Source organism: Streptomyces swartbergensis (assembly GCF_002148965.1).
In the GTDB taxonomy this organism is placed as follows: Bacteria; Actinomycetota; Actinomycetes; order Streptomycetales; family Streptomycetaceae; genus Streptomyces; species Streptomyces swartbergensis.
This window is the reverse complement of sequence record NZ_NGFN01000229.1, coordinates 1-14,160: the sequence shown is the minus strand read 5'-3', so window position 1 is coordinate 14,160 and position 14,160 is coordinate 1. Positions and strand designations below refer to the sequence as shown.

At 71.9% G+C, this 14,160-nt stretch carries 14 protein-coding genes; 6 read left to right on the top strand and 8 right to left on the bottom strand.

Annotated features, from left to right (window positions below):
• Window positions 1-1,016, top strand: a 1,016-nt coding sequence (locus CA983_RS29405; RefSeq protein ID WP_086603854.1) for an acyl-CoA dehydrogenase family protein, incomplete at its 5' end; no start/stop codon positions are given.
• Here CA983_RS29405 and CA983_RS29400 read toward each other — a convergent pair.
• The 5 genes from CA983_RS29400 to CA983_RS29385 form a co-directional block, all read right to left on the bottom strand.
• Window positions 1,013-2,215, bottom strand: a complete 1,203-nt coding sequence (locus CA983_RS29400) for a serine hydrolase domain-containing protein (RefSeq protein WP_086603853.1) — start codon at window positions 2,213-2,215, stop codon at window positions 1,013-1,015. The genes CA983_RS29405 and CA983_RS29400 overlap by 4 nt on opposite strands.
• 103 nt (window positions 2,216-2,318) lie before the next feature.
• Window positions 2,319-3,491 (bottom strand): LLM class flavin-dependent oxidoreductase, encoded by a 1,173-nt coding sequence (locus CA983_RS29395; RefSeq protein ID WP_086603852.1) that lies wholly within the window; start codon window positions 3,489-3,491, stop codon window positions 2,319-2,321.
• A 52-nt stretch (window positions 3,492-3,543) separates the two neighbouring features.
• The gene (gene ssuE / locus CA983_RS29390) at window positions 3,544-4,098 is read right to left on the bottom strand and encodes an NADPH-dependent FMN reductase (protein ID WP_086603851.1); all 555 of its coding nucleotides are present in this window, start codon (window positions 4,096-4,098) and stop codon (window positions 3,544-3,546) included.
• Window positions 4,099-4,287: 189 nt separating this feature from the next.
• Entirely contained in the window at window positions 4,288-4,365 is a 78-nt protein-coding gene (locus tag CA983_RS49675; protein WP_351405193.1) for a putative leader peptide, read from the bottom strand.
• Between the two features lie 209 nt (window positions 4,366-4,574).
• On the bottom strand, window positions 4,575-4,760 hold the full coding sequence (locus CA983_RS29385; protein ID WP_086603850.1) for a hypothetical protein: 186 nt from the start codon (window positions 4,758-4,760) through the stop codon (window positions 4,575-4,577).
• Window positions 4,761-4,986: 226 nt separating this feature from the next.
• On the opposite strand from CA983_RS29385, the gene CA983_RS29380 reads away from it, so the two are divergent.
• A complete protein-coding gene (locus CA983_RS29380) occupies window positions 4,987-5,427 on the top strand; it encodes an SPW repeat protein (protein WP_086603849.1) in 441 nt (146 codons plus the stop codon).
• 126 nt (window positions 5,428-5,553) lie between these two features.
• The gene (locus CA983_RS29375; protein ID WP_086603848.1) at window positions 5,554-5,817 is read left to right on the top strand and encodes a GlsB/YeaQ/YmgE family stress response membrane protein; all 264 of its coding nucleotides are present in this window, start codon (window positions 5,554-5,556) and stop codon (window positions 5,815-5,817) included.
• Between the two features lie 137 nt (window positions 5,818-5,954).
• On the opposite strand, the gene CA983_RS29370 is transcribed toward CA983_RS29375, so the two are convergent.
• Both CA983_RS29370 and CA983_RS29365 read right to left on the bottom strand, forming a co-directional pair.
• Entirely contained in the window at window positions 5,955-6,878 is a 924-nt protein-coding gene (locus CA983_RS29370) for an NAD-dependent epimerase/dehydratase family protein (RefSeq protein ID WP_086603855.1), read from the bottom strand.
• Between the two features lie 58 nt (window positions 6,879-6,936).
• Window positions 6,937-7,713 carry a GNAT family N-acetyltransferase gene (locus CA983_RS29365; RefSeq protein WP_086603847.1) on the bottom strand — a complete coding sequence of 259 codons (777 nt, stop codon included), beginning with the start codon at window positions 7,711-7,713 and terminating at the stop codon, window positions 6,937-6,939.
• 123 nt (window positions 7,714-7,836) lie between these two features.
• Here CA983_RS29365 and CA983_RS29360 point away from each other — a divergent pair, with 123 nt between their 5' ends.
• The 3 genes from CA983_RS29360 to CA983_RS29350 all read left to right on the top strand — a co-directional run bounded on the left by CA983_RS29360 (window position 7,837) and on the right by CA983_RS29350 (window position 13,520).
• Window positions 7,837-8,322, top strand: coding sequence for a nucleoside deaminase (locus CA983_RS29360; protein WP_086603846.1), 486 nt, complete (start codon window positions 7,837-7,839; stop codon window positions 8,320-8,322).
• 177 nt (window positions 8,323-8,499) lie between these two features.
• Window positions 8,500-12,789: an aminotransferase class I/II-fold pyridoxal phosphate-dependent enzyme gene (locus tag CA983_RS29355; protein WP_086603845.1), complete on the top strand. Its 4,290-nt coding sequence runs from the start codon at window positions 8,500-8,502 to the stop codon at window positions 12,787-12,789.
• Window positions 12,786-13,520: a methyltransferase gene (locus CA983_RS29350; RefSeq protein WP_086603844.1), complete on the top strand. Its 735-nt coding sequence runs from the start codon at window positions 12,786-12,788 to the stop codon at window positions 13,518-13,520. Before CA983_RS29355 ends, CA983_RS29350 begins: the two co-directional genes overlap by 4 nt.
• Window positions 13,521-14,046: 526 nt before the next feature.
• Here the strand turns inward: CA983_RS29350 and CA983_RS45335 are convergent.
• Window positions 14,047-14,157, bottom strand: coding sequence for an LPXTG cell wall anchor domain-containing protein (locus CA983_RS45335; RefSeq protein WP_341866702.1), 111 nt, complete (start codon window positions 14,155-14,157; stop codon window positions 14,047-14,049).
• Window positions 14,158-14,160: the final 3 nt, after the last annotated feature.

Below are 14,160 nucleotides of genomic sequence, written 5' to 3'. Positions count from 1 at the left end.
CACAGCGACTGGCGCACGATCTCCTCGTCCCGCACGCCGAGCGCGTCGACCAGGAGGGGGTGCCGGCGAGCCACATGGAGGCGGTGCGGCGGTCGGGCCTGCTCGGGCTGGGCGCGCCGAAGGAGTACGGCGGGGCGGACGCGCCCGCCGCCGTGGCGCGGGACGTCGCGGAGATCCTGGCCGGGGCGTGCTGTTCCACCTGGTTCGTGCAGACACAGCACCACACTCCGGTGAAGCTGCTCGCCACATACGACTCGCCGGTCCGGGAGAAGCTGCTGCGCCCGCTGGCGACCGGCGAGTCGCTGGCCGGCATCGCGTACGCGCACGTCCGTGCCTTCCCCCGCGTGCCCGTGCGGGCCGTGCCCGAGCGGGGCGGCTGGCGCTTCGAGGGCACGGTGCCCTGGTACACGGGCTGGGGTCTGAACGACGTGATGCTCCTGGCGGGAGTGACGGACGCGGCCGAGGTGGTGTTCGTCGTCGCCGAAGCCCGCGAACAGCCGGGGATGCGTCCGTCGGCGCCGATGCGGCTCGCGGCCCTCGCCGCCGCCCGTACGGTCTCCCTGGAGCTGGACGGCCTGTGGGTGCCGGAGGACGCCGTCGTGCTGCGCACCCCGCAGGAGCGGTTCGCCCTGGTCGATCTGCCCAGGGCCGCCAACACCAGTCCGGCCGTGTTCGGGGTGGCGAGCGCGGCGCTGGACCTGGTGGCGGACGCCCCGGACGGCCGGGAGCCGGCCCGGTCGCTGCGGGCCCGGCTCGACGAGGTCCGGCGTGAGGCCTACGTCCKGGCCGACCACCCCGTTCCGCACGAGTGCGTCCCGGAACGCCTGGCGCTGAAGGCACGGGCGTACGACGTGCTGCGGGCGGCCACGACCGCGGCGATCGTGGCCGGGGGCGGCCGGTCCATGGCCCTGGACAGCCGGGCGCAACGGCTGGCGCGCGAGGGGATGTTCCTGCTGGTGCAGGCCCAGACGGCCGAGGCCCGCCGGACGCACCTCGGCGCGCTGGCGTCCGGCTAGCCGAGCCGGGGCAGCACCGACGGCTTGTCCGTGCGGGACGGGACCCTGCCGCAGAACTCCGCTTCGATCACGTTGATGTAGAGCGAGGGGTCCGGGAGCCAGTCACCGTTGATGTTGAACGTCAGCTGGTGCTTCCCGTCCTGTGTGCCGACCATGGCGGACAGGGAGCCGTTGGTACGGCCGGTCTTGCCCACGACCTTCACGCCGCAGGACAGCTGCGCGAACTCGACTCCGAGTCCGTACCCGAGACCGCCCCCCGCGGGGACCTCGTCGAGCAGCTTCGCCATCTGCTTCGGGGGCAGCAACTCGCCCTTGAGCAGAGCCCGTTGGAAGCGGTTGAGGTCGCCGCTGGTGGAGATGACATCACCGGCCGCGCCCAGCCAGGTCATGTTCTGTTCGGTGGCGTCATGGATCGGGGCGTCGGGAGCGTCCTGGTGCAGCCGGGAGTAGCCGACGGGGTGGGGTTTCGGCATGTGGGGTGACGTGCCGGGGAACGACGTGCCGCGCAGCTTCAGCGGCCRGATGACGCGGCGGGTGATCTCCTGCGCGTACGAGCGGCCCGTCGCCTTCTCGATGACCATCCCGGCGATGACGAAGTTGGTGTTCGAGTACACCGGCGTCGTCTCCGGGTCGGGCAGCGGCGGGTATTTCAGCGCGATCGCCACGAGTTCCCCGGGCGTGTGCGTGTCGTACCGGTGCTCCGGGAAGCCGGGGCCCGCGGCGTCGTGGCTGAAGGCGGGGTCGTCTGTGTAGTTGGCGATGCCGCTGGTGTGGTTGAGGAGCTGCCGAAGAGTGATCCTGTCGCCGTCGTAGCCGTTGCCCTGCACCAGGCCCGGCAGCCATCGCTCGACCGAGTCGTCCAGGCTCAGTCTGCCTTCGGCCTCCAGTTGGAGCAGGACGGTCGCGACGAACGTCTTGGTGATGCTGGCCCCGCGGAAGTGGTCGCCCGGGGAACGCTCGCGGCCCGTGGCGGTGTCGGCATGGCCGACCTCGGCGAACCAACTCCCCTGCCCGTCACGGCCCTTGGCGGCCACTCCGGGCAGTCCGCCCTTGCCCACCAGGTCACGCAGTGCGGTGCGGGTCGCCTCGTGGTCGCGCCGCGACTGTGCCGCATGCGCGGACGGGGCGAGTGCCGCCGTTCCGGCCGCTAACGCCACGGCCAGGCCGAATGAGACGGTGCGTGAAGCCCGCTGCTTCATGGGTGTGTGCCTCCCGTTCACCGAGGGGCAGGGCTTGCCCCTCGGTGCGGATGACGCCCAACGCGGGCTTCCGGGTTGATCGTTGGGGTGAGAGGCCGAGCTTCTAGCTCGCGAACGGCGCGAGCACGGCGGGTTCGGTGGGCGTCGTGGGTGCGGTGGGTACGGCGTCCTTGTCCGCGGGGTGCCGCCACAGCCCTTGTGCGGCGAGGCGCGGCAGCACCCCCTCGCCGAACCAGTAGGCCTCCTCCAGGTGGGGGTAGCCGGAGAGGATGAACTCGTCGATGCCGAGGGCCTGGTACTCCTTGATCCGCTCCGCGACCTCGTCGTGGCTGCCGACCAGGGCGGTGCCCGCGCCGCCGCGCACCAGGCCGATGCCGGCCCACAGGTTGGGGTGGATCTCCAGGCGTTCGCGGCTGCCGCCGCCGTGCAGGGCGAGCATGCGCCGCTGGCCCTCGGACTCGCTGCGGGCGAGACCGGCCTGCACCGACGCCACGGTCTCCGGGTCGAATCCGTCCAGCAGCCGGTTCGCCTCGGCCCAGGCCTGCTCGGCGGTGTCGCGGGTGATGACGTGCAGCCGGATGCCGAAGCGGAGGGTGCGGCCCTCGGCGGCGGCCAGCGAGCGGATCCGGTCCAGCTTCTCGGCGACCTGGGCGGGCGGCTCGCCCCAGGTGAGATAGACGTCGACGTGCCGGGCGGCGATCTCACCGGCGATGGGTGAGGAGCCGCCGAAGTACACCTGGGGAACGGGGTCGGGCACGCGGGAGAGTGCCGCGCCCTGCACCTGGAGGTGCTCACCGTGCAGGTCGACGGTCCCGCCCCGCCACAACTCCTTTACGACATGCAGGAATTCACCGGTCCTGCGGTACCGGCCGTCCTTGTCGAGGAAGTCGCCGAAAGCGCGCTGTTCCTGGTTCTCGCCGCCGGTGACGACGTTGAGCAGCAGCCGTCCGCCGGTCTGCCGCTGGAAGGTGGAGGCCATCTGCGCGGCCAGGGTGGGCGAGGTCAGTCCGGGCCGGAAGGCCACGAGGAACTTCAGGCGTTCGGTGTGCTGGCTGACCATCGCGGTGGTGAGCCACGCGTCCTCGCACCAGGCGCCGGTGGGCGTGAGGGCCCCGGCGAAGCCCACCTCCTCGGCGGCGCGGGCGATCTGGCTCAGGTAGGCGACCGTCGGCGGCCGGTCCCGGCCGGATGCGGTGGCCGGGGTGCCGTGGCCGCCGCCGACGACATGGCGGCTGTCGCCGTTGGTGGGCAGGAACCAGTGGAAGGTGAGGGACACGGGGATCTCCGATCGATGGGGAACGTTCGTCGGCGCGGCAGCCGGCGGGTGTTCAGCCCGCCACGGCCAGGAGCGGGGTGCGGTCGAGCGCCGCGGAGAACTGGTCGACGACCTGGGTAAGCGCCTCGGTGGCGGCCGGCGCGACGGTCAGGAACCCGTCGTCGTGCACGGTGATGTCTTTGTCGAGGGTGAACCAGCCCTGCACTATGTGGGCCGCGCCCATGGAGGTGAGCACCGGGCGCAGGGCGTAGTCGATGGCCAGGACATGGGCGATGCTGCCGCCGGTGGCGAGCGGCAGCACGGTCTTGCCGGTCAGTGCGTACTGCGGGAGCAGGTCCAGCAGTGCCTTGAGGACACCGGAGTAGGACGCCTTGTAGACGGGGGTGCCGACGACGACGCCGTCGGCACGTGCGAACAGGTCGGTGGCCTCGACGATCGCGGGGTGCCGGAAGTCCGCGCCGAGCAGCGCCTCGGCGGGGATGGTGCGGACGTCGAGGGGGATCACGTCATGGCCCTGTGCGGCCAGCCGCTCGTCCAGGTGGCGCAGAAGTCGGCTGGTGCGGGAGGAGGCGGAAGGGCTGCCGGAGACGGACAGGACGGTGGCCATGGGGTCTCTTTCCGGGAGAAGGCGCGACTGCGCGTGGCAGCGCCGAATTCGGGGACGCGCATTCAACGGGCGTGACTCAGTGCCGAATTCAGGCGTGAGGAAAAGGCACCGCGCATGACGTGCCGTCGGCGCGACGGTGATCAGCCGACGGCGAATACGGCGGTGGGGAGAAGCGGCGAGCCGGGAGACTCAGGCTGCGGCGCGACAGGAAGCGCTGGAGACGCGTGCGAGGTCGACGTGGCGTCGCCGCGTGAGGTCCAGTCGCATGGTCATGCCATGGATCGTGTCAGCGGAAGGCGACGGCCGTCAAGGAGATCGCGGCTCATCTCGTATGCCGGACCAAGGATTCGTGGCCCTGGAWTCCAGGGCCACGGTTTCAGGGCGACGGTTTTCAGGGCGACGGTTTTCAGGGCCATCGTTTCGGGGCCATCGTTTCGGGGCCATGGATTTCAGCCGTCGACGCCCATTCAGCCGTCTCAGTCGTTCTGGTCACCGTCCGACGGAACGACCACGAGAAAGGCGTCCGACTCCAGGTCCATCACGACGGTGGCCGGCTCACCCTCGGCGCGGCGGCGTGCCGCGTACTCCTCCGCCGGCCATGACCCGCGCGGAGACCCCGCCGGGAACCGCTCCAACACCTTCGCGCTGATGGCCGCAGACACGTCCGCTGCCCTCCCCTGTCCCGCGCCGCCTCCCGGCGACGTCGATCGGTCACTGTCGTACACATCCGCTTGCCCCCGATCCGCCTGAACATGTACCGCCCGGTAGAAGTTCACACCTCTGCCAATCCCTACACATAAAGGATAAATAAGAGCAGAATGAGCTTACGCGGCGCTTACCGCACGCCCCACCAGACGCGGTCGCCCTGCAAGACGAAGGAGACGAATCATGGCCAACGTCTCGCCCACCAGAGGTGACATAACCAGCCACCCTGATGCCTCCGAGATGCGGGATCGGTACGCCCGCGTGCTCGGTGGTCGCGATGTGGCGCTCGTGGACGGACCGGTGTTCCTGCTCGGTCTGTACTGCGCGGCCTCCCCGTGGATAGTCCACTACACGACCAGCCAGCCGCCGCTCGTGACACACAACCTGATCATGGGCATCGCGATCGGTCTGCTGGCGCTCGGGTTCACTCGCGCTCCGGAGCGTATGTACGGCCTGAGCTGGGCCATGTGCGCACTCGGGGTGTGGATGATCATCTCGCCGTGGGTCGTCGGCGAGAGCCCGGACGCCGGCGTCGTGTGGAACAACATCATCATCGGTGCACTGGCCGTGATTCTGGGTCTGGTGTGCGCCGGCGCGGCGGCGAAGGCCTCCAAGAGGCCCTAGACCCACCGGAAGGAAGCCGCAGGCCGGTCCGCGCCCCGGACCGGCCTCTCCGTGTCCGCACCGGAGTGTCCAGGCCGTCAGAGGGCACACGCACTACAGCGGGGGTCCTGAGGAGAAGGGGCGGAGATGGAAGTCGACGGCATCATCAGTGCCATCGTGATCGGCATCGTCATCGGCGTCCTGGGCCGGCTCGTGGTCCCGGGCCGCCAGCGGATCGGAATCCTGTGGACGATCCTCGTCGGCATCATTGCCGCGCTGGCCGGCTACGCGATCGCCGCCGCGTTCGACGTCGCCGACACCAAGGGCGTCGACTGGGTCGAGTGGCTCATCCAGATCGGTCTCGCCGCGCTCGGCGTCGCCGCACTGGACCGCTCGAAGGCACGCCGCTGACCGCGCAGGACGGCGACGGCGTCACAACGGCGACAGCACGGCGTGGCAACAGCACGTGCGCGACGCGAGGAGACACCTGGCACCCGGCGTGCCGTGACCCGGCGGCCCGGCACGCCGGAGGCGTATGCCCGCCGGCATCAGCGGCCCGCCGACCGCATCGCGGCGAGCCCCTCACGGCTGGACGGGTACAGCGGCGTCCAGCCCAGCTCGCGTTCCGCCTTGGCGCAGGACACCACCAGCCGCGACGACATCACCGTGTGCATGTACGACATGGGCTTCATCAGCCACAGCGGTACGGTCATCGGCTTCGGCAGTCCGAACACCCCGGCCACGCTCTCGACATGGGCGCGCAGGCCCAGCGGGGTGCGGTCGGCGATGTTGTACGCCTGCCCGGGCCGGCCGCGTTCCACGGCGGCGACCACCGCGCGGGCCGCGTCGGTGAGCTCCACCCACGGCAGCACCCGGCCGCGGTCGGCGGGCACGGGCAGTTGCCGTCTGCGCAGCAGGGGCAGCAGGGCGTCGGTGCCGCCGGGGCCGTAGAACACGCCGAAGCGGAGCGCGATGCCCTCCAGCGCCTCGGTCTCGAAGGCGAGCCGCTCCTTGGTCCGCATGGCCGCGATGTGCCGCTCCAGCTGCGGGGTCCTGCCGTGCGGGCCGAAGGGGTCGTCCTCGGTGAGCGGGCGGTCGCCGTGGTCCCCGTAGCCGTAGCCGAAGACCATCGACTCCACGACGAAGCGGCGGGCACCGGTGATCCGGGCGGCTTCGACGAGGTGGGCCGTGCCCTCGGTGCGCAGCGCGTCGGTGGCGAACATGTCGCGGTCGCGCATGGGGGGTTTGCGCAGGGCGGTCGCGGCGTGGATCACGGTGTCGAAGTGGTGTCCGTCGACGGCGCGCAGCAGCGCGTCGCGGTCCATGAGGTCGGCGCGGATGCCGTTGCCGGGGCTCCTGCCCAGTCCGGTGACCTTGTGGCCCGCCTCGGTCAGGGCGCGGGTGACGTGCCGGCCGAGGACGCCGCTCGCGCCGGCGAGGAGGATGCTCTGGTTCTTCTGGATCGTCGTCATGACCATGCGACGGATCGAGCGGGCCTGGATGTGACATCCGGGCGGGGCGCCCGGCCGGCTACCGCGTGTACACGTACGGCGTCGTCGTGGTCAGCGGTGTGAAGCCGAGGCGTTCCAGGATGGGGCGGCTCTGGCGGGAGGCGTCGACCTGGAGGTAGCGGTAGCCGCGTGCCGCGGCGGCGTGGGCGCGGTGGGCCACCAGGGCGCGGTAGATGCCGCGCCCGCGCCAGCTCTCGACGGTGCCGCCGCCCCACAGGCCGGCGAACCGCGTGCCGGGCACCAGTTCCATGCGGGCCGCGCTCACCGGCTCGTCGCCGGCCATCGCCACGACGGCGACGACGGTGTCCGGGCCGGCCGAGAGCTGGGCGAGAAGCTCGTCGCGCAGCCGGGAGCTGTCCGTACCGAACGCCTTCTCGTGGACGTCGGCCACGAGGTCCACGCCCGCCGGGCCGGTGACCGGCTCCACGCGGACGCCCGGCGGCGGTTCGGCGTCGACGACCAGCTCGCCGATCTCGCCGATCATCAGCGTCTCCTCGGGTTCGGACCTGAACCCGGCCGCGCGCAGCCGCTGCCCGAAATCCGCCGGCCGGTCGTGCCCGTACAGCTTCCACTCGAATTCGAGGCCGAGTCCGGTGTAGTGGGCGATCTGCTCGGCGATCGCCGCGTCCGCGGTCGCCTCGTCGAGGGCGGACCACACGACGCCGTTCCAGCCCTGCGCGGTGGCGACGCGGCGCACCACCTCGCCGGTCCGCTCGACGCGGACCCCGGGGCCGTCCGGCCGCGCCCCCTCGCGCAGCTCGCGGTCGAACAGGGCGAGCAGCGCGGTGTGATCCATATGAGCCATGGGCACACCTCAGCAGGTGCCGGGCTGCCGGGCAACGCGTTTTCCGGTGCGGTCGTACGCCCCGGCGGCCGTACAGTCCTGTCGATCACGTCGTCACCGGAAGGGTCCGCCACCATGGTCGTGAAGGACACGGAACTGCCGTACCTGCGCCGCTGCGTGGAGCTCGCGGCCGAGGCGCTCGAGGCCGGGGACGAGCCGTTCGGTTCCGTCCTGGTCGGCGGGGACGGCACGGTCCTCGGCGAGGACCACAACCGGGTGGCCTCGGGCGATCGCACGCGGCACCCCGAGTTCGAACTGGCGCGCTGGTCGGCGGCCCATCTCACGCCCGGGGAGCGGGCTGCGGCCACGGTGTACACCTCCGGCGAGCACTGCCCGATGTGTGCGGCCGCGCACGCCTGGGTCGGTCTGGGGCGCATCGTCTACGTCGCCTCGTCCGAGCAACTCTCATCCTGGTTGAGCGAGTTGGGGGTCCCCGCGCCGCCGGTGCGGACACTCCCCGTCCACGAGGTCGCACCGGGCGTAGTCGTGGACGGTCCGGTGCCCGAACTGACGGAGCGGGTGAGGGAGTTGCACGTGCGGTTCCATCGAGGACGCGCCTGAGCCACCGGCCGGACCCGGCCCGCCCGGCAGGCCCCTCCGCCGGGACCGCGCCGGGGCCGGCCGCCCGAGATGCAGGGCGGCGCGGGCGAACGTACGATCGAATTTAGCAGACCAGGCGTACGCCGCGGTCTCCCCGACGGGGGGAGGCGCATGTCCTTGCTGTCAGCACGTCGGCTGATGGCCGCCCACATCGCCCTCGTCACGGTTGCCACAATCGTGTACATGACCGTCCCGGCGGCGGCTCCCGCACTGTGGGCAGCCATCGGACTCGCCGGCGTCGTCGCCGTGGTGATCGGTATCCGTGTCCACCGGCCCGCCCATCAGTGGCCCTGGTGGTTCCTGGCCGGCGGACTGCTCACCTTCATCACGGGCGACACGTACTACAACGTGATGGAGGAGTACTTCGACGCCTCCAACCCGTTTCCCTCCCCCGCCGACGCCTGCTACCTCGCCACCTACCCGCTCTTCGCGATCGGGCTGTCGGGGCTCGTACGGCACCGGTGGGCCGACCGCGACCTGCCGAGCCTGCTCGACGCGCTGATCATCACCGCGGGCCTCGCGCTGCCCGTGTGGGTGTACCTGGTGCAGCCGCTGACGGTGGTGGAGGGGCTGACCTGGCAGCAGCGCGCCATCAGCATCGCCTATCCGCTCGGCGACATCCTCGTGCTGGCCCTGCTGACCCGGCTGCTGACCCCGAGTCCGCTCGAGGGGCCCAACCGGGCCGTGCGGCTGCTGGTCGTCGGCACGCTGACACTGCTCGGCTTCGACATCGCGTACGGGATCCTGCAACTGAACGATCTGTGGCAGACCGGCACCCTGCTGGACCTCGGCTGGATCGCCTTCTACACCGCCTGGGGCCTGGCCGCCCTGCACCCCTCGATGGTCACGCTGACCGCGTCCGTGCCGCAGCGGGAGTCCCTGCTGCCGCCGCCGCGCCGGCTGGTCGTGCTCGCCGTGGCCACGCTCATCGCGCCGGGGATCCTGCTGTACGAGGGACTGAGCAAACAGACCCGGGACGCCGCCGTGATCGCGGCCTTCTCCGGCGTGCTGTTCCTGCTGGTGATCCTGCGGCTGGCGGGGATGGTCGTGGCCCATCGCCGGGCGGTGACGCGGGAGCTCGCGCTGCGCGGTGCCGCCGCCTCGCTGGTCTCTGCCTTCCGGCAGGAGGAGGTCGCCGAGTCCTGCCGTAGGTCGGTCGACCGGCTGATGGGGCCGGACGCACCGCACCGGACGCTGCTGCTGCCCACGGAGCGCGCGGCGGACCTCGGCGCGCGCGGCACCCACCTGGTGAGCCCGGTCGACCTCGATCCCGGCGTCGCCGCCGAACTGGATGGCCTGCCCTCCGTCCTGGTCTGCCCCATGACCCAGCCCGATCGTCCGGCCGGGACCGTCCCGGGTGTCCTGCTGGTCGCCGCCCCGGAGCGGCAGCTCACCGAGACCTGGGGCTCACTGGAGATCCTGGCGTCGCACGCGGGCCTGGCCATGGAGCGGGTCACGCTGCGCCAGGAGGTCTTCCGGCGGGAGAGCGAGGCGTACTTCCGCACCCTCGTCCGCAACGCCTCGGACGTCATCCTGATCCTGGAGGACGACGACACGATCCGGTACGCCAGCCCGTCCGCGCGGTCCGTCTTCGGCACCGACGACCTCGTCGGCGTCTCGTTGCCGGACCTGGTGGATCCAGGGGACCGGGAACGGGCCGCGCGGGAACTGGCCGCCGTACGGGAGAGGGGGGCACGGGCCGGACACGACCACTGGTGGGTGCGGCGCCGGGAAGGGCGGGTCGAGGTGGAGGTGCGGTGCAGCGACTTCCGGGACGAGCGGACCGTGTCCGGCCTGGTGGTGACGCTGCGGGACGTGACCGAGCAGCGGCGGCTGGAGCAGGAGCTGACGCAGCGGGCCTTCCACGACTCGCTGACCGGTCTGCCCAACCGGACCCTGCTGCTGGAGCGGATCGAACGCGCCCTGCTGCGCGGCCGCCGCGAGTCGTCCCTGACCTGTCTGCTCTACATCGACCTGGACGACTTCAAGCTGGTCAACGACACGATGGGGCACCGGGTCGGCGACCATCTGCTGATCGCCGTCGGCAACCGGCTGTCCCGGGCGCTGCGGCGCACCGACACCGCGGCCCGGCTCGGCGGGGACGAGTTCGCCGTGCTGATGGAGGACGCCAAGCAGCCGCTCGACGCCGAGCTGCTGGCGGCCCAGGTGATCCAGACGCTGGGCCGGCCGTTCGACCTGGCCGACGAGTCGGTGACGGTGTCCGCCAGCGTGGGAGTGGCCACAGCGCGCGACAGCACGGACGCGGAGGAGCTGCTGGGCCACGCCGACCTCGCGCTGTACGCCGCCAAGGCGGCGGGAAAGCGGCAGTGGCGCCGCTACAGGCCGCTGCTGCGCAGCCGCATGGTCGAGCGGCACGACCTGCAGTGCCAGCTGGCCCAGGCGGTCGCCGACAAGGCGTTCGCGCTGCGCTACCAGCCGGTCGTGGACATCACCGGAGGGGAGGTCGTCGGGTTCGAGGCCCTGGTCCGCTGGCCGCACGAGCAGCGGCCGGACGTCGCGCCGGACCAGTTCATCAGTCTGGCCGAGGAGACCGGTCAGATCGCCCCGCTGGGGTCATGGGTGCTGGAGAACGCGGTCAGCGACATCGCGGACCTGCAACGGCTGCCGGGCCCGGCCCGTCCGCCGTACGTCAGTGTGAACGTCTCCGCCCGCCAGTTCCGCGACGCCGGGTTCGTCGAGCAGGTCGGCCGGGCGCTGAGCACGCCGGGGCTGGAGCCCGGGTCGTTGCAGCTGGAGCTGACGGAGACGGTGCTGGCGCACCGCGACGACCGCCTCCAGACGGTGCTGCACACGCTGAAGGAACTGGGGGTGCACATCGCGGTCGACGACTTCGGCACCGGCTTCTCCTCGCTGCGCTATCTGCGGGACTTCCCCATCGACGTGCTGAAGATCGACAAGTCGTTCATCGACGACATCGCGCGCGACGCCCAGCAGGTCGCCCTGGTCGAGGGCATCGTGCGGATCGCCGACACCCTCGGCCTCCAGGTCATCGCGGAGGGCATCGAGAACACCGCGCAGCGGCACCTGCTGGCCGGGATGGGCTGCCGGTTCGGGCAGGGGTACCTCTTCGCCCGGCCCATGACGGTGGAGCAGAGCGCGCACGTGCTGCGGGAGCCGAGCGCCCATCCCTTCGCGCCGCCCCGTCCGCGGCGGCCACGACTCGACGCCTCCCGGGGACGCCGGGAGGCGCGCTGGGCGGACCTGGAGCATCTGCGGCGCACCAGTCCGATGAGTGACGCGGTCCTCGACGAGGTGCGCGGCCGGCACATCCGCAGCGGCGACCACTGGTTGATCGACTTCGCGTCCTGCAACTACCTGGGTTTCGACTGGGACCCGGAGATCATGGAGGCCATCGATCCCGCGGTACGCCAGTGGGGCACGCACCCCAGTTGGTCGCGGCTGCTGGGCAGTCCTCGGCTGTACCCCGACATCGAGGAGCGGCTCGCCGCGCTGCTGGGCGCGCCGGACACGCTGCTGCTGCCCACGCTGACGCTGGTGCACGCCTCGGTGATCCCGGCGCTGGTCGAAGACGGGCACGTCTTCGTGGAGGCGACCGCGCACCGGACCGTCTACGACGGCTGCGTGGTGGCGCGCGCCCAGGGCGCCACCCTGCACCGCTTCCACGCCGAGTGGCTCGACGAGCTGCGTGCCCTGCTGTCCCGGGTGCCGCCGGGCACGCCCCGGCTGGTGTGCCTGGACGGCGTCAACAGCATGAGCGGCACCATCCCCGACCTGCCCGCGCTGGCCGCGGTGTGCCGGGCCGAAGGGGCGATGCTGTACGTCGACGACGCGCACGGCTTCGGCGTGATCGGGGAACGCGGGCCGGGCGAGACCTGCCCGTACGGGATGCGCGGCAACTGCGTGGTGCGGCACACCGGGGAGTCCTACGACGGGATCGTGCTCGTGGCCGGTTTCTCCAAGGCGTACTCGTCGCTGCTGGCGTTCCTGGCGCTGCCGTCGGAGCTCAAGAACTGCCTCAAGACAACCGCGGGTCCCTACCTCTACTCGGGGCCGTCCCCGACGGCGTCGCTGGCCACCGCGCTGGCCGGGCTGGACGTCAACGAGCGGCGGGGCGACGTCATCCGGGCCGACCTGTACCGCAAGACGGCCCGGGTGCTCGATCATCTGGAGAGCCTGGGAGTGAACACCCTCAACACGGATCGGCTGCCCATCGTGGAGGTTCCGCTGGCGAACCCCGCGGACCTGGACGCGGTCGCCGCGTACCTGTGGGAGGAGGGCATCTACGTGACGCTCGCCGCCTATCCGCTCGTGGCCCGTGACCGGGTGGGCTTCCGCATCCAGCTCACGGCGCTCAACTCCGACGACGACATCGACCGCCTGAACGGGACCCTGACCCGGCTGTCCGAGCGTTTCCCACTGCGGCTGAAGGGGGCTGGACGGCCATGACGACGCACAACGACGACGTGGACTGGGACCGCTGGCCGGTCGCCGACTACCTGCGCGAGAACTACCGCGAGGTGCATCCCTCGGACGCGGCGGTCATCGCGCACCACAGCGCCTTCTACCGCCGCTTCCCACGCGGTGCCATCGCCCGCTCGGTGGAGTTCGGGGCGGGTCCCAACCTCTACCCGCTGATCCTCGCATCCGGCGCGAGCCGCAAAATCGACGCCGTGGAGGCGGGCGCGGGCAACGTCGCCTACCTCGAGGACCAGATCTGTCACCGCCTCGACGCGAGCTGGCTGCCCTTCCACGCGCTGTGCCGGCGGCTCAACCCGGACGTGCCGGCGACCCTGGCCGGGGCGCTGGCGCATGTGAATGTCGTCCACGCCGACGTGCGGACCCTGCCCCCCGGCTCGTACGAACTCGCCTCCATGCACTTCGTCGCCGAGGGCGCCACGGAGGACTTCGCCGAGTTCGCCGACTTCTGCCGCACCTTCGTCCGCACCGTCGAGCCGGGCGGCCACCTGGTCGCCGCGTTCATGGAGAACATGCCGACGTACCGCATCGGCCCGGCCTCCCGCTGGCCCGGCTGCCCGGTCAGCCCGGCAACCGTGACCGAGGTCTTCACCCCCCTGACCCGCGACCTGGACGTCACCCACATCGACACGGACCCGACCCTGCCGGACTACGGCGATTCCGGGATGGTGCTGCTGACGGGGGTGGCGGAGGCGGTATGACGACACCGGGCCCGCCACCGACGGTCGCCCGGCACCGACCGGGACGCGCTGAGCGGACCGAGGCTCCGCCGCCCACGGCGGCTGCCCGAGCACGAACACGAACCGGAGCGCCGCCGACGACCCCCGATGCGGCACCGCCGAGGGCACGGGGGCACTGACCCGCCCGGCCGCGGCTCCACCGTCGACGCCGTCCGGCGCGACCCCAGGGGACGGCGCGGCTCTCCGGCGCGTGAGCGGCGTCATGCGGTGCCGCCCGGTGGGACACGAGGGCTCCGCTGTATCAGCCGCTGCACGGGCACCGTGGAACCTCCGTCGACGGGGCCGCCAGGACTCCGCCTTCGGCACACGGGCGGCAGGACCTCGGCGGCGGAGCCCTCCGGAACCCCGGCGGGGGGGAGTCGAGCCCTGGCCCGCAGGGCCGTCGGCGCCCCGGCCGCAGCCGCCTCGCCTGACGAGTCCGCCGAGTCCGCCGAAAACGGCGAGGCGGCTGCGGAAGCCGGGCAGCGGAACGCCGCAGGCCGTCCGTTCAGTCGTCCGTCCCCGGGCGGAAGCGTCGGCGCAGAACGACTCCCCCGGCCACCAGTGCCGCGCTCGCCGCGACGGCCTGGAGGGTGTGGTCCGTGCCCGTGTGGGCCAAGGC